A 20820-nucleotide genomic window follows, 5' to 3' on the forward strand; every position below is an offset into this window, starting at 1 on the left:
TCCAAATCAATTCTTCAGTAGCCGCTCAATTCTTCAGAAGCAGCGCGCCCTCGATCGGCACGTAACGGCTGGCGGCGCGGATCAGCGAGTTGGCGGTCAGGCCCGGGACACCGTAGGCCACCGCTTGCACGCCGTGCTTGTTGATGATGCGTTCGAGCAGCATGTCGAAGTCGCCATCACCGGAGGCCAGAACGATTTCGTCGACGTGGTCGGCGGCGTCCATGATGTCGAGGGTGATGCCCACGTCCCAGTCGCCCTTGGCCGAGCCGTCGCTACGCTGGATGTAAGGTTTGAGCTTCACGATGAAGCCGAGGTTGCGCAGGATCTGCTGGAACTGCTGCTGTTTGCTGTCGCCACGGTCGATGGCGTAGGCGTAAGCTTCGACGATCTGCCCATCCTTGCTGATGTCCGCCCACAGCGCCGCATAGTTGAAGTGGCAACCATAGGCCTGACGCACGGTGTAGTAGAGGTTCTGCACATCGGCGAACACTGCGATTTTTTTCACCGGAGTTCCTGTGAGCGCGCAAGCGCACGAAGCGGGATCAGGCGCCAGGCCCGAAAAAGGCGCTCAGTATGCCAGCCAATAGGAACGTTCCGCGAATAATCGGCCCGGAGCCCTTACAGGCTCCGGACGAATGGTGAATCAGACGAAGGAATCGTCGTCATCGAAGAACGATGAGTTGTCATCGCTGTAGTCGGTGTCGGTCAATCCGCCCTGGTCATTGCCGTAGGAATCGTTTCCGGCCATGCGCTGATCGTCACCCCAGCCGTTGTTGCTCTGGTCGGCGACTTGAGCCGGCTCTTCCTTGATCACCTCAACAATCTCTTGCGGCTGCTGATTGTGGTGGAACAGGCTGCTGATTCCCTGCGCCAGCATCACGCCACCGGCTACACCGGCCGCGGTTTTCAAGGCGCCGCCGAGAAAGCTGCTGCCGGCCGCCGGTGCGGCTTGTTGCGCATAATTGGGCGGTGGCGCAGCAAAACCCTGTTGCGCAGGTGGAGCGCCAACGTTCTGCTGTGGTGCAGGCTCGCGCCAGCCACCCGTGGACGCCGGAGCAGCACTCGGGGTCGGTTCCGGACGCGGGCTGCCACCAAAGATGCTCGACAGGAAACCGCCGCCACTGCTCGGCGCCGGCGCTGCACTCTGCGCTTTGGCCGCTTGCAGTTCGGCCTGCAACTGCTGGACTTGCCGGGTCAGTTGCTTGTTCTGCTCATCCAGGCTTTTGAGCGCCGCCTCTTGAACCAGAATCGCCTGGGTCATGAAATAACCTGCCGCCGGCTGGCGCGTCAGGTGTTCCTTGATCCGCGTCTCGGCCTGGGCGTCGCGCGGGGCTGCCTCCGTTTCGGCCTGTTGCAGCCGGGAAAACAGTCCATCGATCAGGGTTTGCTCTTCGCTGTTCATGGCGACCTCTTAGATTGCCGGGGATAACATGGCCCTCGCCCACTTTTGGACAAGGTGCTCGTGCGTAATGGAGGCCGCGACAAAACCTTTCAATGACCTTTACCGAATGTTTACGTTTGTGTGGGCTCACGCATCATCGGTTAAAGTGAGCCACTGTTTTCGACCTGCGATACCGACTGATGAATGCCTTCGAAGTGCTGCGCGACTCTCTGTTCTTTTTCAAACGCCATTTGGCCAGCATCGTGCAGTTGTGCCTGCCGCTGGTGATCGTCGAAGCGCTGCTGCAACAAGTGGTGGATCACGCCAGCGACCCAGACAGTTTCTCGTCCGTCAGTGTGATCGTCGGCTTGCTGGTCTATCCGTTGTACACCGCCGCATTAATCCTGTTTCTCGACGCCCGCACCCGTGGCGAAGCCCCGCGCACCCTTGATCTGCTGGCGATGTCTGCGCGGTTGTGGCCGCGTTTCGCCCTGCTCACCGCGCTCAACACGTTGCTGATTCTGCTGGGCCTTTCGCTGTATTTCCTGCCGGGCCTGATTTTGATGGTGATGCTGGCGTTCGGCGAATACCTGTTGGTGCTGCGCGGCCTTAATCCATTGCACGCCATGAAGGAAAGCCTGCGGCTGAGCCGCGGGCATTTCTGGCGGATTCTGCTGTGCATTCTGTGTGTGATGACGCCTTTGTGGTTGCTTAAGGGGGCGACGCTGGCGGTATACCCTGAGCCGCAGAACCCGATAGTTTCGGTGCTGATCGACAGTGGCCACAGCTTCCTGCAACTGTTCACCAGCGTGGTGCTGTTCCGCCTGTTCATGCTGATCAGCCAACTCCCTGAAAAACGTGACGGCGCGGTCTGAGCGCTCTGCGATTGGGCTTCGAGAGCGCCGTCAGGTATGCTCGGGGCCACTTTCTGTAACGCTATAAGCCGAGCCATGACCCGTCTACTGCGCTACACCCTGTTGCTCGCTCTGCTCGCCGTCATCTTGATCGGCGGGCTGATTTTCGGCCTGACCTGGCGCCCCGACGCCCGCGAGACCCTGCCGGTCAGTTGCACAGGCACACCGCCCATGCTGGTGCCCGGGCAAGCGCTGAAAGTCATGACCTGGAACGTGCAGTATCTGGCCGGCAAGCGTTATGTGTTCTGGAATGACCTGGCCCAGGGTAACGACGAAGCGCCGACGCTGGAGGACATGGCCTTCAGCCTCGATGAAGTGGCGCGGGTAATCCGCGACGAACAACCCGATCTGGTGCTGTTGCAGGAACTCGATGACGGCGCCAAGGCCAGCGACTATCAGGATCAACTCAAGTTGTTGCAGGAGCGGGTCGCCGATCTGTACCCGTGCAGCGCCAGCGCTTTTGACTGGAAAGCCGATTTTGTCCCTGAGCCCCATATCTATGGCAGCGTTGGCCGGCAACTGGCGACGCTGAGCCGCTATCGCATCGAACATGCCGAACGCCTGCAATTACCGGTGGCCCCAAGCAACTTCATCAGCCGCCAGTTCCAGCCCAAAGACGCCCTCCTCGCGACCAAACTGCCGCTCAGCGATGGCGGGCAACTGACCGTATTCAATACTCATCTGGAACGCGCCCACCGACCGGACGACACGTTGCATGCGCAAGTGACGGCCGTGGCCAAGGTGCTCGACAAGTATGAAAGTCAGGGCCTGCCGTGGCTGATCGGTGGCGACTTCAACCTGTTGCCGCTCGGCCAATATCGTCGTTTGCCCGCCGAGCAGCGCACGCCCTACTCCGCCGACAGCGAGTTGCATCTGCTGTGGGACAAATACCCGATGATCCCGACCAACAACGAAGCCAGCGGCATCGACCGCGCGCAATGGCTGACCCACTACCCCAACGACCCCGGCCTCAACGGCCCGGATCGCACGGTCGACTATCTGTTCTACAGCCCGAAGATCAAACGGGTGGAAGCGATGGTGCGTCAGGACGACACGCTGCGCATTTCCGATCATTTGCCGGTGATTGCGCGGTTCTTGCTGCCGGCCGCGCCTTAAAAACGCAGCATGGCCACAATCAGCTGCGGCGCTTGACCACACGCCGATGGCAATCCGCCGGGCCCAGCAACTCGCCAGCTTTGGAGCGCACCGTAATGGTCTCGACCGGCTCCGAGTGCTCGTTGTCCAGCAACACCGAATAACTCTCGCCCTTGCTGAACAGGAAGTCCTCGCCCCACTGGCGCATGCTGATCACGATGGGGAACACCGAACGTCCCATCTCGGTCAGCACGTACTCTTTGTAAGCGGTGCCATCGGATGCCGGCTGCACCTCAAACACGCCCAGTTCGACCAACCTCTTGAGCTTCGCCGAGAGGATATTTTTAGCCAGGCCCAGACGTTTCTGGAATTCACTGAAGCGACGTACGTCATCGAAAGCGTCGCGGATGATCATCAACACCCAACGATCGCCAATAGCCTCAAGCGTGCGGGCCACCGGGCATTCGCTTTGTGCCAGTAGCAATTGTCTGGCCATGAGCCTCCAATTTTTGCGAGATCGTGCGCGTTAGAACAGTTCTAACGGCAGAAGAAAATATTGCATGAAAAACCAGTTGCAGATTAAAACCCGTTTCGATAAAAATCAACGCATCGGTTTTGTTTTGAAACCTGTTATTCCCAAGGATGGAATGATGACGTTGAACCCCCTAAAGCTCTCGAAAAGCGACGTCAACGCCGAAAAGACAGCCGAAGCCGTTACTGCTCCAGCCCCTGATGGACGCACAACTGCCCGTGGTTTAAGTCGTCAACAGACGTTTCTCTTCGCGATTACCTGCGCCATGGCCGTGGCCAATGTCTACTTCGCACAACCGCTGCTGGAGTCGATGGGCGCCAGCCTGTCAGTGTCGCCCGACACTATTGGTGTAGTGGTCACGGCGACTCAGGCCGGTTATGCCGCCGGCCTGTTGTTCATCGTTCCGCTGGGCGACCTGCTCAATCGCAAACGACTGATTCTGACGCAGATGCTGCTGTCGGCCGTGTCGTTGTTTGCGGTTGGGCTGGCGCAGAGTTGGGGCATGTTACTCGGCGCAATGGTGCTGGTCGGCCTGATGGCAGTGGTCGTGCAGGTGGTGGTCGCCTACGTGGCGACACTCGCCAGCCCCGAGCAACGTGGTGAAGCGATTGGCACGGTGACCAGTGGCGTAGTGTTGGGCATTCTGCTGGCGCGCTTTGTGTCTGGCGCGGTGGCCGATCTGGCCGGATGGCGGGGCGTCTACTTCGTCTCGGCAGCCTTGATGATCGGCATGGCGCTGGTGCTGTACCGCACGCTGCCGACATCGACCACGCCACCGGCCAAAGACAGTTACGTGCAGTTGTTGCGCTCAGTGTTCCAGCTGTATCTCACCGAACGGACGCTACGCGTCAGGGGCACCTTTGCCCTGCTGATATTCGCTGCATTCAGCGTGCTGTGGACCGCCATGGTATTGCCGCTAAGCGCACCGCCACTGTCGCTGTCGCACACCCAGACAGGCTTGTTCGGTCTGGCCGGGGTAGCGGGCGCGCTGGCCGCCGCAAGGGCCGGGCGACTGGCCGATCAGGGCCTGGGCAATCGCACGACAGGGATTGCGCTGGTGCTATTGACCCTGTCCTGGCTGCCCACCGCGCTTGTTGAAAGCTCATTGCTGGCGATGGTCGTAGGTGTGGTACTGCTCGACTTTGCCGTGCAAGCGGTGCATGTGACCAACCAAAGCCTGATCTTCGCCGCGCGGCCCGACGCGCAAAGCCGACTGGTGGGTGCCTACATGTGCTTCTACTCCGTGGGCAGCGGCATCGGCGCTATTACGGCCACCTACACTTACGCCCATTTTGGCTGGGGCGCGGTTTGCCTGCTGGGCGCGGCCTTCAGTGGGATAGCGCTGTTGTACTGGTTATCTCTGGAGCTGACCTCCCGTAATTGTCTGACTACCTGAAGGCGTACCTGTAATGAAACCACTGCATGTCGTATTGGCTGTACTGATCACCGCAATCTGGGGGGTCAACTTCTCGGTCATCAAGCTGGGATTGGCGACCGTAGATCCTTTTATTCTGGCGGGTATCCGCTTCAGCCTTTGTGCATTACCGGCGATCTTTTTCATCCGCAAACCGAATGTGCCATGGCGCTACATCATCGGTTACGGACTGGTGTTCGGCATCGGCTTGTGGGGCATCGTCAACCTGGGTATCAAGGCCGGGCTTTCGGCGGGCATCGCTTCGCTGGTGCTGCAATTGAGCGCGTTTTTCACGATTCTGTTGGGCGGCTGGGTGTTCAAGGAAGCGCTGACCCGATTTCAGGTACTGGGCATGCTGATCGCACTTGGCGGATTGTTGTGCATCATCATGATCAGCGATGGCTCGGTCAGTCTGCCCGGCGTGCTGCTGGTGCTGGTGGGCGCGGTGTCATGGAGTGTCGCCAACATCATCAACAAGAAGGCCAGCACCCAGGAAGTCTTCGGGTTTCTGGTCTGGTCCAGCGCCTTTGCACCGATCCCGTTGTTCGCTCTCGATTACACGGTGAACGGCAGCGCCGGCTTCACCTCGTTCGTCAATCAGGTCGATACGACCGCCGTGCTGTCGATCCTGTTTCAGGTCTACCCGAACACACTGTTCGCCTACTGGATCTGGAACTCGCTGCTCAAGACCTACCCGGTTTCGACCGTCGCGCCACTGTCGTTGCTGGTGCCGATTTTCGGCATGCTCGGTTCGGTGCTGATCTTCCACGAGAGCGTGCCAGCGAGCAAGGTGCTGACGGTGATGCTGATCGTGGTCGGCCTGGCCGTTGGCCTCTATGGGCAGCGTATTTTCAATGCGATGCTTGCGCGCCCTGCGCGCACTTCAATATGAATCGCCAGGGAGTGAGTATGGGGCCGGGGAGACGTGAATTCGTCAAGGGCCGCTTTTAGCCCCTGATTCGGCGCCTTGCATTGGCACAGCCGCGGATCAGGTCCCCCGCGGCTTCGCCCGTGCCGTGGCTTCAGCCACCAACGGATCATCTGGCCAATAATGCTTGGGATACCGACCTTTCAAGTCCTTCTTGACCTCGGCATACGTGCTGCGCCAGAAGTTGGCCAGATCCTGCGTCACCTGCACCGGTCGCCGCGCGGGCGATAACAGGTGCAGCTTGACCACCTGCCGCCCGCCGGCAATCCTTGGCGTCTCGGCCAAGCCGAACAGCTCCTGCAAACGCACCGCCAGAATTGGCGGATGTTCGCTGTAATCCAGACGAATCGATGACCCTGACGGCACGCTGATGTGATGCGGCGCCTGCTCATCGAGTCGTTGCGGCAGCGGCCATGGCAGTAGATTGCGGACGATGTTGGACAGATCGAGGTTGGCAAAATGACTGAGCCGCGAGACCTTGCCCAGATACGGCATCAGCCAGTCTTCAAGAGTTTTCAACAGCGTCGCGTCGCTGACATCCGGCCATTGGCTTTCGTCCTGAGTGTTCAGATCAAGTTGCCGTAACAACGCAACACGAGCCTGCCACTGGCGCAGCTCCGGTGTCCACGGCAGCAGTTCCAGCCCCTTGCGTCGCACCAGATTGACCAGCGCCTGACTGCGGGCGGCTTCATCGAGACCGGTTAGCGGTTCGCGGTTGAGGATCAACTCGCCGACCTTGCGCTGACGCTCGGCGCGCAGCACGCCTTCGCGCTCGTCCCAGTCGAGTTGATCGACGTTGCGCACTTGCTCGGCGAGCACTGAGTCGAACAGCGCCGGATCGAAATCCGCTGCCAGATAAATCCGTTCCTCGCGCTGGCCCTGACGGCTGCCGAGGTCGGCAATGACAATCCACGGCTCTTTCATCAGGCTGTCCGCTTCGGCGAACAGCGCGGCGCGACCGTTGGCCAAGCGGTATTCGGCGCCACCGGCACGTCGTTGTTGGGCGACGCGATCCGGGTAGGCCAAGGCCAGCAGTGCGCCAAGCCAGCGTGGGTGATCAGGGTCGCTGACCGGCTCGCTCGCCTTGCCGCGCAAATAACCGCGATACTGCCGCGCCAGTTGCCGGGCGCGTTGCACACCGCCCTGAGCGCCACGAGCCGCACGTTCTTCGCCGGACAGCAGCACCAAGCGGCTGTGCAGATCCGCCCCGGCACCGCGCAAGATATCGCGCTCGCCAAGCAACGCGGCGACATCGCAGGCCATGTTTGCCAAGCCCAACGCTTGACCGCGCAGCAACAAATGGCCGATACGCGGATGCGCCGGCAACTCGGCCATGGCCTGACCGTGCGAAGTCAGAGCCTCCCCTTCCAAAGCCCCGAGTCGCTGCAGCAGATCCTGCGCCTGTGCATAAGCCGCCGCCGGTGGCACGTCGAGCCAGACCAGTTCGCCCGGCGTAACGCCCCAGCGCCCGAGTTGCAGCGCCAGGCTGGCCAGATCCGCTGAGAGAATTTCCGCGCTGCCGTATGCCGCCAGTTGTTCGTGCTGATCCTGCGACCACAACCGATAACAAACACCCGACTCCAAGCGTCCCGCCCGACCCGCACGCTGCGTGGCGCTGGCCTTGGAGATGCGCAGAGTGTCGAGCCGCGTCATGCCGCTGCCCGGATCGAAACGCGGCACCCGCGCCAACCCGGCGTCGATCACCACACGCACGCCGTTGATGGTCAGACTGGTCTCGGCGATGTTGGTCGCCAGCACCACTTTGCGCTGCCCGGCCGGCGCCGGATCAATGGCGGCGCGTTGGGCATTGAGGTCAAGTTCGCCGTGCAGCGGGCAGAGCAAGACGTCTTGGCGCTCGCCAATGGCATCGCTCAATTGCTGATGCACACGGCGAATTTCCGCCTGCCCCGGGAGGAACACCAACAAGCTGCCGGTTTCATCGTTAAGGGCTTCGAGCACGGTCTGCGTCACGCGCTGATCGATGTATTCGCCGGGCTGAAACGGCCGCCCCCAGCGCATCGTCACTGGATACATGCGCCCTTCACTGCGCAGGATCGGTGCGTCGTCGAGCAACCCGGCCAGACGCTCGCCTTCCAGCGTGGCCGACATCAGCAGAATTTTCAGCGGCTGTTCAGCTCGAAACAGCTCACGACCGTTCAAACTCAGGGCCAGCGCCAGATCGGCGTCGAGGCTGCGCTCGTGAAATTCATCGAAAATCAGCAGACCCACGCCTTCCAGCGCAGGGTCGTCCTGCAAGCGGCGAGTGAGAATGCCTTCAGTGACCACTTCAATGCGGGTGTTGGGGCCGACCTTGCTGTCGAGGCGAATGCGATAACCGACGGTTTCACCGACCTTCTCGCCCAGTTCGCTGGCCAATCGCTCAGCAGCGGCGCGCGCGGCCAAGCGGCGCGGCTCAAGCATCAGAATGGTTTGCCCGCTCAGCCACGCTTCGTTGAGCAAGGCCAACGGCACGCGGGTGGTTTTACCGGCGCCGGGCGGCGCTTCGAGCACCGCTTCGTGGCGTGTCGCCAACGCGTCACGCAATGCGGGTAAAACTTCGTCGATCGGCAAAGAAATCATGCTGGCTCCCAAACAGAGGCGCGAGTATAACGGCGAACTGCCGGGCGTTTGTCAGGGTCTTAACTTCACTCGACGACGCTTCGTTTACAAATGACTCAGGAGATATCCCATGCGTTTACCTTTTCGCCTGATCGGCGGTGTACTGGTCGCCACCCTGCTCACTCAAATCACCGCGTGCGGTTCGATTTTCTACCCGGATCGTCGCGGCCAGATCGACGGCAAGATCGATCCGGCGATTGCTGTGCTCGACGCCGTGGGCCTGCTGTTCTACGTCATTCCCGGGCTGATCGCGTTTGCCGTCGACTTCGCCACCGGGGCGATCTATTTCGAACCGGGCCACACCGCGCAGATCGACCCGGCCAAGCTCAAGCAAGCCATCGGCCCGGACGGTCAGGTCGATAACCACAAGTTGCAGGCTATTCTCCAAAACGAGTTGGGTCGGGCTGCCGTAGAAATAAACAAGGCTCTGGATGACCCACGCCTGATCCAGCACAGAGGCAGCACGCAACAACTGGCGATGTTTGGCCTGCAACCTGCCGCATAAGGAATAACTGCACCATGACATCCAGCCCCGAACACGCCCGCCTGCTGCGGCTGGCGACCCGCGCCTCGGTGGCGGTGGCTTGTACGCTGATCATCGCCAAAGCCATCGCCTGGTGGCTGAGCGGCTCGGTGAGCATGCTCGCTGGCCTCACCGACTCGGCACTCGATGGCATTGCTTCGTCAATTAATTTGCTGGCGGTGCATTACGCATTACGCCCGGCGGATGACGACCACCGTTACGGCCACGGCAAGGCCGAATCACTGGCCGGCATGGCGCAGGCATTGTTCATCGGTGGCAGTGCGGTATTGATTGCCTTCCAAGCCTATGAACGCATCAAGCAGCCGGAACCGCTTGGGGCGCCGTGGATCAGCATTGGCGTGATCATTTTCTCCCTGGTGCTGACGGTCGCCTTGCTGATTTTGCAGCATCGGGTGATCAAGCAGACCGGCTCCAACGCCGTGCGCGCCGACTCGTTGCATTACCGCTCAGATCTATTGCTCAACGGCAGCATCCTGCTTGCGCTGGTGCTGGCCGGTTTGGGATTTTCTCAACTCGACGCGTGGTTTGGCCTCGGGATTGCGGCTTACATCTTGTGGAGCGCGATCCAGATCGGACGGGAAAGTTTTTCGGTGTTGATGGACGAAGAACTGCCGACAGATGTCAGCCAGCACATGCTCGACCTGGCCTGCAGCGTGCCGGGGGTGTTGGGCGCGCATGACTTGCGCACGCGGATTTCCGGCCACCACTGGTTCGTGCAGTTGCACCTGGAATTGCCGGGGGAATTGACCCTGTCAGTCGCTCACAGCATCAGCGATCAAGCGGCGGATGCGATTCACAAAGCCTACCCAAGGGCCGAAGTGCTGGTGCACGCCGACCCGCAGGAAGTGGTCAAGACTGAACGGGTGCAAACCCGGATTCAGTAAGACACCTGGTAACCGCGACTGCTCAGGCAGTTGCCCTGCGCCTGACGGTAAGCCTGCACCACCTCGGGCGCCGGTTGATAAGTCGCGGTGCGCGGATCGAAACCGCTTTGCTGCACCGCGTACTGATAGCACTGATAGCCATCCTGCTGGACCTGTTCCGGCGACTGACCGTTAGCCGGATACGCCTCGACGTCATAACCTTGCGATTGTGGCTGCGGCGGCTGAACCGGCGGCTCGACCACCACGTAATCCTGCGTCGCTTCCTGATAGGCGTAGTAAGAACCGGCGGCGAGGAACAGCAGCGCGCCACCGATCCATACTTCACGGGCGTAATCCGGCAAATACTGGATGCGGATCCCGCGCGGCGGTTGCACGACGATGTAACGTGGGCCCTGCGGGCGATACCAGTAGCCGCCGGAATAAAAGTAATCCTGGCCTCGATACGGCACGCGATAGTCGCGATCCGGGAAGCGGTCAATCACATGCCCCGGCCGGTACTGCGGGCCTGACCCCCAACCGTTGCCATGCCCATCGGGACGTCCGGGCCAGCGATTGTCGTTGGGGCGGTTGCCGGTCTGCCAATGCGGGTTGTTGTAGCCGTTTTGCGGACGCTCGTCGCGGTAGTAGCCCTGACGCGGCTCCTGAGTCTGGCGCACGGTGTCGGGACGTGGCTGGATCGGCAGGCTGTTGCCTGGCGGTGGCGACGGCTGATGAACCGGATTCGGCTGATTTTGCGCACCATTGTGTTTCTGCCACTGACCATCGTCGTGCGGCTGGCCGTTGTGTTCGAACTGGCGACTGTTGTCGCCACGAATGATCTCGTTGTTCTGCGGCCGTGGTTGATTTTGCGGCGGCTGGTTTTGCGGACGCGGCTGATTGTTGCCGCCATGCCCCTGATTATTGCCCTGATGATCCGGCCCGCGACCACCACCATTGGGGCCGCGGCTTTCCGGGTCATCGGCCAGCACTTGCGCACTGACACTCACACACAGCAAACCAACACCGGCCAGACGCCAGATGCGCGACTTCATGCTATTCCTCACTGCGGGTTCAGGACGTGTAACTAAGACCGGGAATGTACACACCGGGTTCTGCAACAGGTTATCAGTCACGAAACTTATTTATTGAGTAGCGCGTGAGCGAAGGCAAAAATCGCAGGCAAGAAAAAAGGGAGACCCGTCGGCCTCCCTTCTAGAGAACTTCGTCCTGGCTCGACGCTTTTGACGTCGGCTCACCTCACGCCGTCTTCTGGACAGTGTGCAGCTCGGGGGCCGGCACAACCCCGGTGGGGGGTGGCGGCCGCGGCGGGCCTGATAGGCGGGCCGCTGTGGACTGTGTTACCGAGCAGTGATTCTGGTGATAAGAATAGGCCTGAGTCGGCGACAGAGGATTGCGAAGATTGCTGAAATAAACATCACTTGCGCAATTTTTAACCCTGGATAGATAATCCACCGCAATAGTTATGACAAAGGCCTGATTCATGAGCAAACTCGACCGTTACGACCTGAGCATTTTGGCGGAATTGCAGCGCGACGCCCGCATCTCCAACCAGGAACTGGCCGAACGTATCGGTTTGTCACCGTCGCCCTGCTCGCGCCGGGTCAAGCAACTGGAAGACGACGGCTATATCTCACGTCAGGTCGCACTGCTGGATCGCAAGATGCTCGGCCTGAGTCTGACCGCGTATGTACTGATCGGCATGGACCGGCACACGCCGGAGCGTTTCGAGAACTTCGAAGCGGCGATTCGCACATTGCCGCAGGTGCTGGAGTGCAGTCTGGTGACGGGCGTGGATGCCGACTATCAGTTAAAGGTGGTGGTGCCGGACATGGATCACTATCAGAAACTGCTGCTGGGGCACCTGACACGGATTGAAGGGGTGACCAGTGTGCGCTCCAGCTTTGTGCTGAATCAGGTTTTGAACAGCACTGAGCTGCCGCTGACTCATTTGCGTAGTTGAGATCGCCTTCGCAAGCAGGCCCGCTCCCACATTTTGGAATGCATTCCCCTGTGAGAGCGGGCTTGCTCGCGAAGAGGCCGGTACAGGTCATCAACGACTGCGGCACACCGACGCAGGTCAATGCGGCTTCAGCCACCCTCGGCGTATAATCGCCAAGCCCTTTCAGCCGTGCCCACGCCGGAGATGACCGATGGATCCAGCATTACTCGAAGAATGGATGATGACGGGCCTCGTCAGCATCCTGATCATTTTCATGGGTTTCATCGTCTGGGATCTGGCGAAGAAGTCCAAGGCCGGACGTTTCGGCTCATTCATTCTGTTCTTCGTGCTCGGCTTGGGCGTGGCCGCATTCGTCATCAAGAGCGTGGTGATCGGCCTGATCGAATCCGGCGCTCTATAAGCGCGCCGGCACTTCCTTCCACTGGCCTTGATCGAGCCCTTCGATCGTCCAGTCGCCAATCCTGACCCGCACCAGCCGCAACGTCGGCAAGCCTACCGCCGCAGTCATGCGCCGAACCTGACGGTTGCGCCCTTCACGAATCACCAACTCCAGCCAACTCGTGGGCACGCTTTTGCGAAAGCGCACGGGCGGGTTGCGTGGCCACAACGCAGGTTCGTCCAGTTGCCGCGCTTCGGCGGGCAAGGTCGGGCCGTCATTCAGTTCGACCCCATCGCGCAGGCGCTGCAATTGCTCAGCACTTGGCTCACCCTCGACTTGCACCCAATAGGTCTTGGCCAGTTTGTGCTTGGGGTCGGCGATCCGCGCCTGCAACTGCCCGTCATTGGTCAGCAGCAGCAAGCCTTCGCTGTCACGATCCAGGCGCCCGGCCGGATAGATGCCAGGCACATCGATGAAATCCTTGAGTGTCGCCCGCCCTCCTTCATCGCTGAACTGCGTCAGCACATCGAAGGGTTTGTTGAACAGGATCAGCTTCGGCTCGGCCGGCGGCGCCTTGGCAATACGGCGCGGGGAGGAAGACTGAGGCTTCGCGCCAGGGCGGCGGGAAGGTGGACGCGGGGGACGGGACATGGCGAAAAGAACATCTAACGGTCAGGGCTGCTAATGCTAGTGCCCTGACCGCCAAATGACCACGACAAACCGTTAACGGAACGGCGGTTCGTCGAAGCTGCGCAGTTTGCGCGAGTGCAGCGAGTTGAGTTCGGTGCGCAGCAGGTCCACCGCTTCGATGCCGATCTTCAAGTGCTGGCTGACCGCACGTTCGTAGAACGCGTTGGCCGAGCCCGGCAGTTTGATCTCGCTGTGCAGCGGTTTGTCCGACACGCACAACAACGTGCCGTACGGCACCCGCAGGCGATAACCCTGCGCTGCGATGGTGCCGCTTTCCATGTCCACCGCCACGGCGCGGGACAGGTTGATCAGCGGACGCTCCTGCGCCCAGCGCAACTCCCAGTTACGGTCGTCGTAAGTCAGCACGGTGCCGGTGCGCAGACGCTTTTTCAGCTCTTCACCTTTCTCACCGGTGATATTGGCTGCCGCCTGCTGAAGCGCGAGCTGTACTTCGGCCAGCGCCGGGATCGGAATGTTCGGCGGCACCACCCGGTCGAGAATCCCATCGCGACGCATGTAAGCGTGAGCCAGCACGTAGTCGCCAATGGTTTGCGACTGACGCAGGCCGCCGCAGTGACCGATCATCAGCCAGCAATGCGGACGCAACACGGCCAAGTGGTCAGTGATGTTCTTGGCATTGGACGGACCGACGCCGATATTCACCAGCGTCACACCATGACCATCACTGGCGATCAGGTGATAGGCCGGCATCTGATAACGGTGCCAGACCACACCCGCGGCAATCGCCGACGCTTCGCCGTGATCCATGCTCTTCTCGATGATCACGTTGCCCGGCAGCACCATGCGCACGAAACGCGGATCGCTGCGCAACTGCTCCAGACCATGGACGATGAACTGGTCGACGTAGCGATGATAGTTGGTCAGCAGAATCCACGGCTGCACATGGCGCCAGTCGCTGCCGGTGTAGTGCACCAAACGACGCAGCGAAAAGTCGACGCGTGCCGCATCGAACAATGCCAGTGGCAGGGGGTCGGTGTTTTCCCAATCGTAGAGACCGTCGGCGATGCCATCGGTGGCGGCCGACAGGTCGGTACTGGGGAACACCCGCGCCAGCACTGCCGCCGTCACGCCGGAACCGGCGAGTTCATCGCCCTGCTCGACCACGTATGGATACGGAATATTTTGCTGACTGGCGCCGACTTCCACGGTCACGGTGAAATCGTGCATCAACGGCGTCAGTTGTTCGAGCAGGTATTTGCGAAACGCTGCCGGGTGGGTGACGGTCACGCTGTAGGTGCCCGGCAGCTGTACTTTGGCGTAAGCGCGGGTGGTCTGCGGGACTTCGCCATGGCAGTGGTAGGTCAGACGCAGTTCGGGATAACGAAAAAGAGCACGCTGCTCGGCGTCGGGCTCGACGCGATCCTTGAGGTAACGCTTGAGCGCCGAATTCAGCGCAGTAGTGGCCCGCTCATGCAGCTCGGCCAGACGATCCACGGCTTGTTCAGCGGTTTGAACAACAATAAACGCTTCGGTCACGATCAGCTTCCTGTGTTCTGACTTGCAGAGCTTTATCTTGCCTGCATCGTGGCGTGACGGGAACAGTGGCGTTGTGGCTGTACCTCAATCTTTCAAACAAAGAAGATCCCCTGTGGGATTTGTAGTGTTTCAGAAACCTTGTGGGGTCGAGCGGGCGACGATGGCCTCGACATCGAGGCCGCGCGGTAGCGCGCCGTAGACCCTGCCATTGCCACCCAACCGACTGGCAATAAACGCATCGCTCACCGCCGCATTCCCCGCCTCCAGCAACAGCTTGGCCTGAAGCCCCAGCGCAATGTCCTCGGTCAACTGCCGCGCCCGGTACTGAATATCCCCGGTGTCCTTGAACTGCGCCTGCAACTGCTGAATATGCGCGGCCAGGCGTTTGTCGCCATGGCCGTCACCCAATTCATGGAACAACACATCCAGCACGCCCGGCTCTTTCGACAAGGCGCGCAGCACGTCGAGGCACTGCACGTTGCCCGAGCCTTCCCACGTCGAGTTGACCGGTGCCTCGCGGTACAGGCGCGGCAGGATGCTGTCTTCGACATACCCCGCGCCGCCCATGCATTCAGCCGCCTCGTTGATCATTGCCGGGGCGCGTTTGCAGATCCAGTATTTGCCCACCGCCGTCACCAGCCGGGCGAATTGCGCTTCGTGACGATCGTCCAGATGATCCAACGCCTGGCCCATGCGCAGGCTCAAGGCCAGCGCGGCTTCACTTTCAAGGGCCAGATCGGCCAGCACGTTCAGCATCAACGGTTGCTCGCTGAGCAGTTTGCCGCCGACCTTACGGTGCGCGCAGTGATGGCTGGCTTGGGTCAGCGCCTGACGCATCAAGGCGCTGGAGCCGACCATGCAATCAAAGCGCGTCATCGCCACCATTTCGATGATGGTCGGCACACCACGCCCTTCTTCGCCGACCATCCACGCCAACGCGCCGCGAAATTCCACTTCGCTGGAGGCATTGGACTGATTGCCGAGTTTGTTTTTCAGGCGCTGGATATAGAACTGATTGCGCGTGTCGTCCGGGCGATGGCGCGGCAGCAGGAAACAGCTCAAGCCCTTGTCGGTCTGCGCCAGCGTGAGAAACGCATCGCACATCGGTGCCGAGCAGAACCACTTGTGCCCGACCAGTTCATACGCCTGCTCAGGGCCACTGGCGCCGACCGGATAGGCCTTGGTGGTGTTGGCCCGCACATCGGTGCCGCCCTGTTTTTCGGTCATGGCCATGCCGAGAGTGACACCGGCCTTGTGCGCCATGCCGACATTGCGCGGATCGTATTCGGTGGCGAGGATTTTCGGCAGCCATTGCTCGGCCAGATCGGGCTGCAAGCGCAGGGCCGGCACACTGGCGAAGGTCATGGTCAACGGGCAACCACTGCCGGCCTCGGCCTGGCTGTGCAGATAACTCATCGAGGCGCGGGCGACATGGGCGCCGTCCTGTGGATGAGTCCACGGCGACGAGGTCAGACCCTGTTCGATCGCGGTACGCATCAGTTCGTGATAGGCGGGATGGAATTCCACCAGATCGATGCGATGACCGTAGCGGTCATGGCTGGCGAACACCGGTTTGTTCTGATTGGCGAGGAACCCGGCTTCCATCAACGGGCCGCCGGCCAGTTCACCGTAGGCATCGATCCGCGACTCGGCCCAACCAGCACCGAACCGCCGCGACCACTCCTGCAATGGCAGGTCGATGCGGTAGAGGTTGGTGCCGTCCAGCGACGGTGGCTGATTGGTGACTTCGTGGGTTTCGGCGAACTGATGCAGGTTCATGACGGGGCTCCTTGGGGTCAGCCAGAGAAACCAGTTAAGCACCGGCCCATCATCGAACAAAGTGTCATAGCCGCCGAATTGGCGGCGCTTTTACCCTGTCAACAGCACAATACCCGTCGCTCCAGCGCCGACTGCAGATCTTCGAATTTCACCGGTTTATTGAGGTAATCGATCGGCGCGTCCGTGGCACAAAGCTCTCGATCAGCGCTCAACGCCAGCATGAATACCGGCAGATGAGCGCAGCCCGGCAAGGCGTGAATCTGGCAACACAGCGACGCCCCTTCGTGGGTGGGCAGTTGGCAATCGATCAGCACCGCCTCGAAGGTTTCACGCTGCAAGCAGTCCAGCGCCACCGCAGCGTTGTCGGCCGCACGCACGCGAAAGCCGAGTTTGAGCAACATGCCGCGCATCACCAGTTGATTGACGCTGTTGTCATCCACCAACAACACCGTGCAGTCCTGGGGTGCGCGGATGCAATCGCGCAAAGGCGTGGGGGCAAGGGCAGGCTCGACCACCGGCAACTCGAACTCGACATCCAACTGGAAGCGACTGCCACTTCCGGGTTCAGAACGGTGGGTGAGCTTGCCGCCGAGCAACTCGACCAATTGCCGACAGATCGCCAGACCTACGCCCAGTCCGCCATATTCGCGTGTCATCGAGCCGTCGAGCTGGAAAAAGCGCTGATACAGCGTCGCCTCGCCCAGATCGGTGAAGCCAATGCCGGTGTCGATCACCGCAAACGACAGCGACAGACGATTGTCCTTCAACGGTTTGCCGGTCACGCGCAGCGCCAGCCCGCCAACGCGGGTGAACTTGATGGCGTTGTCCAGCAGGCACTCCAGGCACTGCGCGAGCTTCGCGCTGTCACCGTGCAGGCGGTCCGGCAGGGTTGGCAGAACGTCGACCTTGAAGTCCAGCGACTTGCTCGCCGCATTACTGTCGAACTGCGCGCGCAGCGCTTCAACCACACCGCGCAGGCTGAAACTGCCGGGGGTGGCCTTGAGCTTTCCGGCCTGCAATTCGGTGAGGGTAAGGATGCCGTTGACCATGCGCATCATGTCCCGGGCAGAACCGGCGGCGGTCTGCTGGTATTGCTCAAGTTCCGGGTCAAGGTCGACGGTCTGCATCAGTTCCAGCGAGCCGATCACACCGTTCATCGGCGTGCGCAGTTCATGGGTCAGGGTCGCGAGGAATTCATCCTTGAGCTTGTTGCTGTGGGCCAGTTGCTGGTTCAGCACTTCGAGTTTCTGGCCGGCGTCGTACAGCGTTTGCGCCTGCTGCTCGCGCATGGCGTTGATACGATCCGCCAGTGCCAGTGACAACAGCGCCACTTCGATGGCCGAGCCGATCTGGCTGGCGTACATGGTCAGGAAGACGTTCGGCAGCAGGCCCAGCACCATCAGCGTATTGATGACGCCGCCCAGCAGGAACGCCGACCAGGCAATGATGAAGTACCGCGCCACGCGCAAGCCGCGCCACCAGGCGAGAATCCCCGCCGCGAAAATCACCACGGTAAAGGTCAACGCCAGGGTCGTCGCCAGCCGCAGGGCCAGGGCGTAACTGGTCATCAGCGACAACCCGACCACCAATGCACCGAACGCGATCAGGGCGATCAGCAGGCGATCAAGCCAACGACTGTGGTTTTTGGTCTGCAAGAAGCTGCGGGCGAACTGGCTGCCGAACAGGCCAGCGCAACCGATAAAGAAGGGGGTGGAAGCGTTGGCCCACCACGGATTGTTCGGCCAGAAATACTCGACTGCGGCGCCGTTCACCGACAGTTGATAAAGACCGAACGAGGCAATGTAGAAGATGTAATAGAGGTAACTGGTGTCGCGCACGCTGAGGTAGATGAACAGGTTGTAGACCAGCATCCCCAGCAACACACCATAAATGACGCCCAGCACATACAGGCGCACTGGCTGGTCTTCAAGGTACGCCGTGCTCGACCACAATGTCACGGGCGCCTGGATCGAGCCTTCACTGGCCAAGCGCAGGAACACGGTTTGTTGCTGGCCGGGTTTGAAGGCAAGGTCGAACAGATAATTGTTCTGACGAATCTCGCGGCTGGCAAACGGCAGCGCATCGCCGGTCTGACGCACCAGGCGGTAGTCGCCATTGGCATCGGGCAGATACAGGTCGAGATGGTCGAGTGGCGGATAAGCCAGTTCCAGCAACCAGGTGCGTTGTGCGGTCGGATTATTCGGACGGTAATGCAGGTCGATTTTCAGCCAGAACGCCGAACGCGAGTACCCGGCATTGAGCGTGGCTTTGTCGTTAGGTTTGAAATGGCCGGCAGCAGCCTGCGCGCGGACATCGGCAATGCTCGCCTGACCGCCCGGATCTTCGAACACTTGCAGTGACCGGCCCAGAGGGAGGCTCTGGGTAAACTCGTCGAATTCGACGGCGCTCGCCATGAGGGGCAAGCAGAACAGCAACATCAGCAAATAGCGCATTGAAGCCCCAGCGTGGCTCGTCCGGTTGTGTCAGGAAGCCCCCCCATTCCCTTTGAGTAGACGTAAAACCGGTATTACCTGTTATTGGTTTGGATCCAGCCTAGCATAGCCGTTGATGGCCATTGAGCACCATCGAAATTTTTCCTACAAAGGCTCTAGAACGGGCGTTTCAGAGCAAAGCAGCGAGCTAGAGCTGTTGAGCCGGTCAAGTTGTGACAATACAGTCGGGGTTCTATGCCTGAGCTATCGACAGGACACAACGGCACTGAACCGGAAAATCAGGTTTGGTGGTAAGCTCGCGCACCATGAATATCTACAGCTCACGCCCCGTTGTCCTCTGTCTCTCCGGCCACGACCCCAGTGGTGGCGCCGGCTTGCAGGCAGATATCGAAGCCCTGCTCGCGCAGGGTTGCCATGCGGCTCCGGCCGTCACCGCCCTGACCGTGCAAGACACCGTCAATGTCACTGACTTCCGCGTCCTCGACCGCGAGTGGGTGTTGGCCCAGGCCAATGCCGTGCTCAACGACTCCGACGTCGCTGCGGTCAAACTGGGCATGCTCGGTTCGCTGGATATGGTCGACACCGTTGTCGAACTGCTTTCAGCGCATCCGCACTTGCCTGTGGTCTGCGACCCGGTGCTGCGCGCCGGCGGCGGCGGACGTCTGGGCAAGGATGAGGTCGGCTATGCGATGCGCGAGCGTTTGCTGCCGCTGTCGATCATTGCGACCCCCAACCTTCCCGAAGCCCGAATCCTCGCTGAACTGCCCGAAGGCACTGCCGACGAGTGCGCTGAAAAACTCTTGCCGTTCGTCAAAAACCTGCTGATCACCGGCGGCCACGGCGACGAAACTGAAATCCACAATCGCCTGTACAGCCGCGACGGCCTGCGTGAAACCTTTTATTGCCAGCGTCTGCCGGGCAGCTATCACGGCTCCGGTTGCACCCTCGCCAGCGCTCTGGCCGGTCGCCTGGCTCAGGGCGAAAACCTCGCCAGCGCTGTGCGCAGTGCACTGGATTACACCTGGCGCACCCTGCGCGACGCCGAACAACTGGGCAAAGGCCAGTTCGTCCCGCGTCGGCTGCCGCTGGATTTCTGCTCGTAACGTCGTGAGGTCTGCCTGATGAAACTACGTGGCCTGTATGCCATTACCGACAGCCAATTGCTGGCCGGGAAGTTTCTGTCCTACGTGGAGGCGGCGCTCGAAGGCGGCGTCACCCTGCTGCAATACCGCGACAAAAGCAGCGACGAGGCCCGCCGTCTGCGCGAGGCCGAAGCGCTGCGCGATCTGTGTGAACGCTACAAAACGCAGTTGATCATCAACGATGACGCCGAACTGGCTGCGCGCCTCAACGTTGGCGTGCACCTGGGCCAGACCGACGGCCCGCTGTCGCCGACCCGCGCCCTGCTCGGTTCGAAAGCAATCATCGGTTCGACCTGCCACGCGCAGATCGAACTGGCCGAACAAGCCGCCAAGGAAGGTGCGAGCTACGTCGCCTTCGGCCGCTTCTTCAACTCCAACACCAAACCCGGCGCACCGACTTGCAGCCTCGATCTGCTCGATGAGGCTCGCCGCAAACTGCATTTGCCGATCTGCGCGATCGGCGGCATCACCCTCGACAACGCCGCGCCTCTGGTGGCCCATGGTGTGGACCTGCTGGCCGTCGTCCACGGCCTGTTCGGCGCTGAAAGCACCGCCGAAGTGACCCGCCGCGCCCGCGCGTTCAATGAATTGTTCAAATCCTGAAGATTG

The 20820-nt window shown here is 60.8% G+C and carries 19 protein-coding genes; 10 read left to right on the plus strand and 9 right to left on the minus strand.

Features of this window, described 5'->3' with window-relative positions; genetic code table 11:
- Nucleotides 1-25: 25 nt before the first annotated feature.
- Both K5E40_RS06390 and K5E40_RS06395 read right to left on the minus strand, forming a co-directional pair.
- The gene (locus tag K5E40_RS06390; RefSeq protein ID WP_221730158.1) at nt 26-505 is read right to left on the minus strand and encodes an NYN domain-containing protein; all 480 of its coding nucleotides are present in this window, start codon (nt 503-505) and stop codon (nt 26-28) included.
- A gap of 138 nt (nt 506-643) precedes the next feature.
- Nucleotides 644-1402 (minus strand): DUF2076 domain-containing protein, encoded by a 759-nt coding sequence (locus K5E40_RS06395; RefSeq protein WP_221730159.1) that lies wholly within the window; start codon nt 1400-1402, stop codon nt 644-646.
- 179 nt (nt 1403-1581) lie between these two features.
- On the opposite strand from K5E40_RS06395, the gene K5E40_RS06400 reads away from it, so the two are divergent.
- Together K5E40_RS06400 and K5E40_RS06405 are read left to right on the plus strand one after the other, a co-directional pair.
- Entirely contained in the window at nt 1582-2256 is a 675-nt protein-coding gene (locus tag K5E40_RS06400; RefSeq protein ID WP_221730160.1) for a YciC family protein, read from the plus strand.
- A 75-nt stretch (nt 2257-2331) separates the two neighbouring features.
- Nucleotides 2332-3411, plus strand: coding sequence for an endonuclease/exonuclease/phosphatase family protein (locus K5E40_RS06405; protein WP_221730161.1), 1080 nt, complete (start codon nt 2332-2334; stop codon nt 3409-3411).
- A gap of 19 nt (nt 3412-3430) precedes the next feature.
- On the opposite strand, the gene K5E40_RS06410 is transcribed toward K5E40_RS06405, so the two are convergent.
- The gene (locus tag K5E40_RS06410) at nt 3431-3886 is read right to left on the minus strand and encodes a helix-turn-helix domain-containing protein (RefSeq protein WP_221730162.1); all 456 of its coding nucleotides are present in this window, start codon (nt 3884-3886) and stop codon (nt 3431-3433) included.
- 154 nt (nt 3887-4040) lie between these two features.
- Between K5E40_RS06410 and K5E40_RS06415 the strand changes: the two genes are divergently transcribed.
- Both K5E40_RS06415 and K5E40_RS06420 read left to right on the plus strand, forming a co-directional pair.
- Complete coding sequence (locus K5E40_RS06415) at nt 4041-5318, plus strand: MFS transporter (RefSeq protein WP_221730277.1); 1278 nt, start codon at nt 4041-4043, stop codon at nt 5316-5318.
- 13 nt (nt 5319-5331) lie between these two features.
- Nucleotides 5332-6228, plus strand: a complete 897-nt coding sequence (locus K5E40_RS06420) for an EamA family transporter (RefSeq protein WP_221730163.1) — start codon at nt 5332-5334, stop codon at nt 6226-6228.
- A 96-nt stretch (nt 6229-6324) separates the two neighbouring features.
- On the opposite strand, the gene hrpB is transcribed toward K5E40_RS06420, so the two are convergent.
- On the minus strand, nt 6325-8844 hold the full coding sequence (gene hrpB, locus K5E40_RS06425; RefSeq protein WP_221730164.1) for an ATP-dependent helicase HrpB: 2520 nt from the start codon (nt 8842-8844) through the stop codon (nt 6325-6327).
- A 109-nt stretch (nt 8845-8953) separates the two neighbouring features.
- Between hrpB and K5E40_RS06430 the strand changes: the two genes are divergently transcribed.
- Nucleotides 8954-9388 carry a polyribonucleotide nucleotidyltransferase gene (locus K5E40_RS06430; RefSeq protein ID WP_221730165.1) on the plus strand — a complete coding sequence of 145 codons (435 nt, stop codon included), beginning with the start codon at nt 8954-8956 and terminating at the stop codon, nt 9386-9388.
- Between the two features lie 14 nt (nt 9389-9402).
- Complete coding sequence (locus tag K5E40_RS06435) at nt 9403-10311, plus strand: cation diffusion facilitator family transporter (RefSeq protein ID WP_221730166.1); 909 nt, start codon at nt 9403-9405, stop codon at nt 10309-10311.
- Here K5E40_RS06435 and K5E40_RS06440 read toward each other — a convergent pair.
- Complete coding sequence (locus tag K5E40_RS06440; RefSeq protein ID WP_221730167.1) at nt 10305-11342, minus strand: DUF6515 family protein; 1038 nt, start codon at nt 11340-11342, stop codon at nt 10305-10307. The two genes, K5E40_RS06435 and K5E40_RS06440, sit on opposite strands and share 7 nt — an antisense overlap.
- Before the next feature lie 449 nt (nt 11343-11791).
- On the opposite strand from K5E40_RS06440, the gene K5E40_RS06445 reads away from it, so the two are divergent.
- Together K5E40_RS06445 and K5E40_RS06450 are read left to right on the plus strand one after the other, a co-directional pair.
- A complete protein-coding gene (locus K5E40_RS06445; RefSeq protein ID WP_007909658.1) occupies nt 11792-12271 on the plus strand; it encodes an Lrp/AsnC family transcriptional regulator in 480 nt (159 codons plus the stop codon).
- 190 nt (nt 12272-12461) lie between these two features.
- Nucleotides 12462-12671: a DUF2788 domain-containing protein gene (locus K5E40_RS06450; protein ID WP_221730168.1), complete on the plus strand. Its 210-nt coding sequence runs from the start codon at nt 12462-12464 to the stop codon at nt 12669-12671.
- Here K5E40_RS06450 and K5E40_RS06455 read toward each other — a convergent pair.
- The 4 genes from K5E40_RS06455 to K5E40_RS06470 all read right to left on the minus strand — a co-directional run bounded on the left by K5E40_RS06455 (nt 12666) and on the right by K5E40_RS06470 (nt 19069).
- A complete protein-coding gene (locus K5E40_RS06455) occupies nt 12666-13232 on the minus strand; it encodes a pseudouridine synthase (protein WP_221730278.1) in 567 nt (188 codons plus the stop codon). The two genes, K5E40_RS06450 and K5E40_RS06455, sit on opposite strands and share 6 nt — an antisense overlap.
- A 141-nt stretch (nt 13233-13373) precedes the next feature.
- Nucleotides 13374-14837 (minus strand): AMP nucleosidase, encoded by a 1464-nt coding sequence (amn, locus tag K5E40_RS06460; protein ID WP_221730169.1) that lies wholly within the window; start codon nt 14835-14837, stop codon nt 13374-13376.
- 129 nt (nt 14838-14966) lie between these two features.
- Nucleotides 14967-16616: an acyl-CoA dehydrogenase family protein gene (locus K5E40_RS06465; protein WP_221730170.1), complete on the minus strand. Its 1650-nt coding sequence runs from the start codon at nt 16614-16616 to the stop codon at nt 14967-14969.
- 98 nt (nt 16617-16714) lie between these two features.
- Nucleotides 16715-19069: a hybrid sensor histidine kinase/response regulator gene (locus K5E40_RS06470; protein WP_221730171.1), complete on the minus strand. Its 2355-nt coding sequence runs from the start codon at nt 19067-19069 to the stop codon at nt 16715-16717.
- A 305-nt stretch (nt 19070-19374) separates the two neighbouring features.
- Here K5E40_RS06470 and K5E40_RS06475 point away from each other — a divergent pair, with 305 nt between their 5' ends.
- Entirely contained in the window at nt 19375-20172 is a 798-nt protein-coding gene (locus K5E40_RS06475) for a hydroxymethylpyrimidine/phosphomethylpyrimidine kinase (RefSeq protein WP_221730172.1), read from the plus strand.
- Between the two features lie 18 nt (nt 20173-20190).
- A complete protein-coding gene (gene thiE / locus K5E40_RS06480; protein WP_221730173.1) occupies nt 20191-20814 on the plus strand; it encodes a thiamine phosphate synthase in 624 nt (207 codons plus the stop codon).
- The last annotated feature ends 6 nt before the right edge of the window (nt 20815-20820 follow it).

Source organism: Pseudomonas baetica (assembly GCF_019733355.1).
In the GTDB taxonomy this organism is placed as follows: domain Bacteria; phylum Pseudomonadota; class Gammaproteobacteria; order Pseudomonadales; family Pseudomonadaceae; genus Aquipseudomonas; species Aquipseudomonas baetica_A.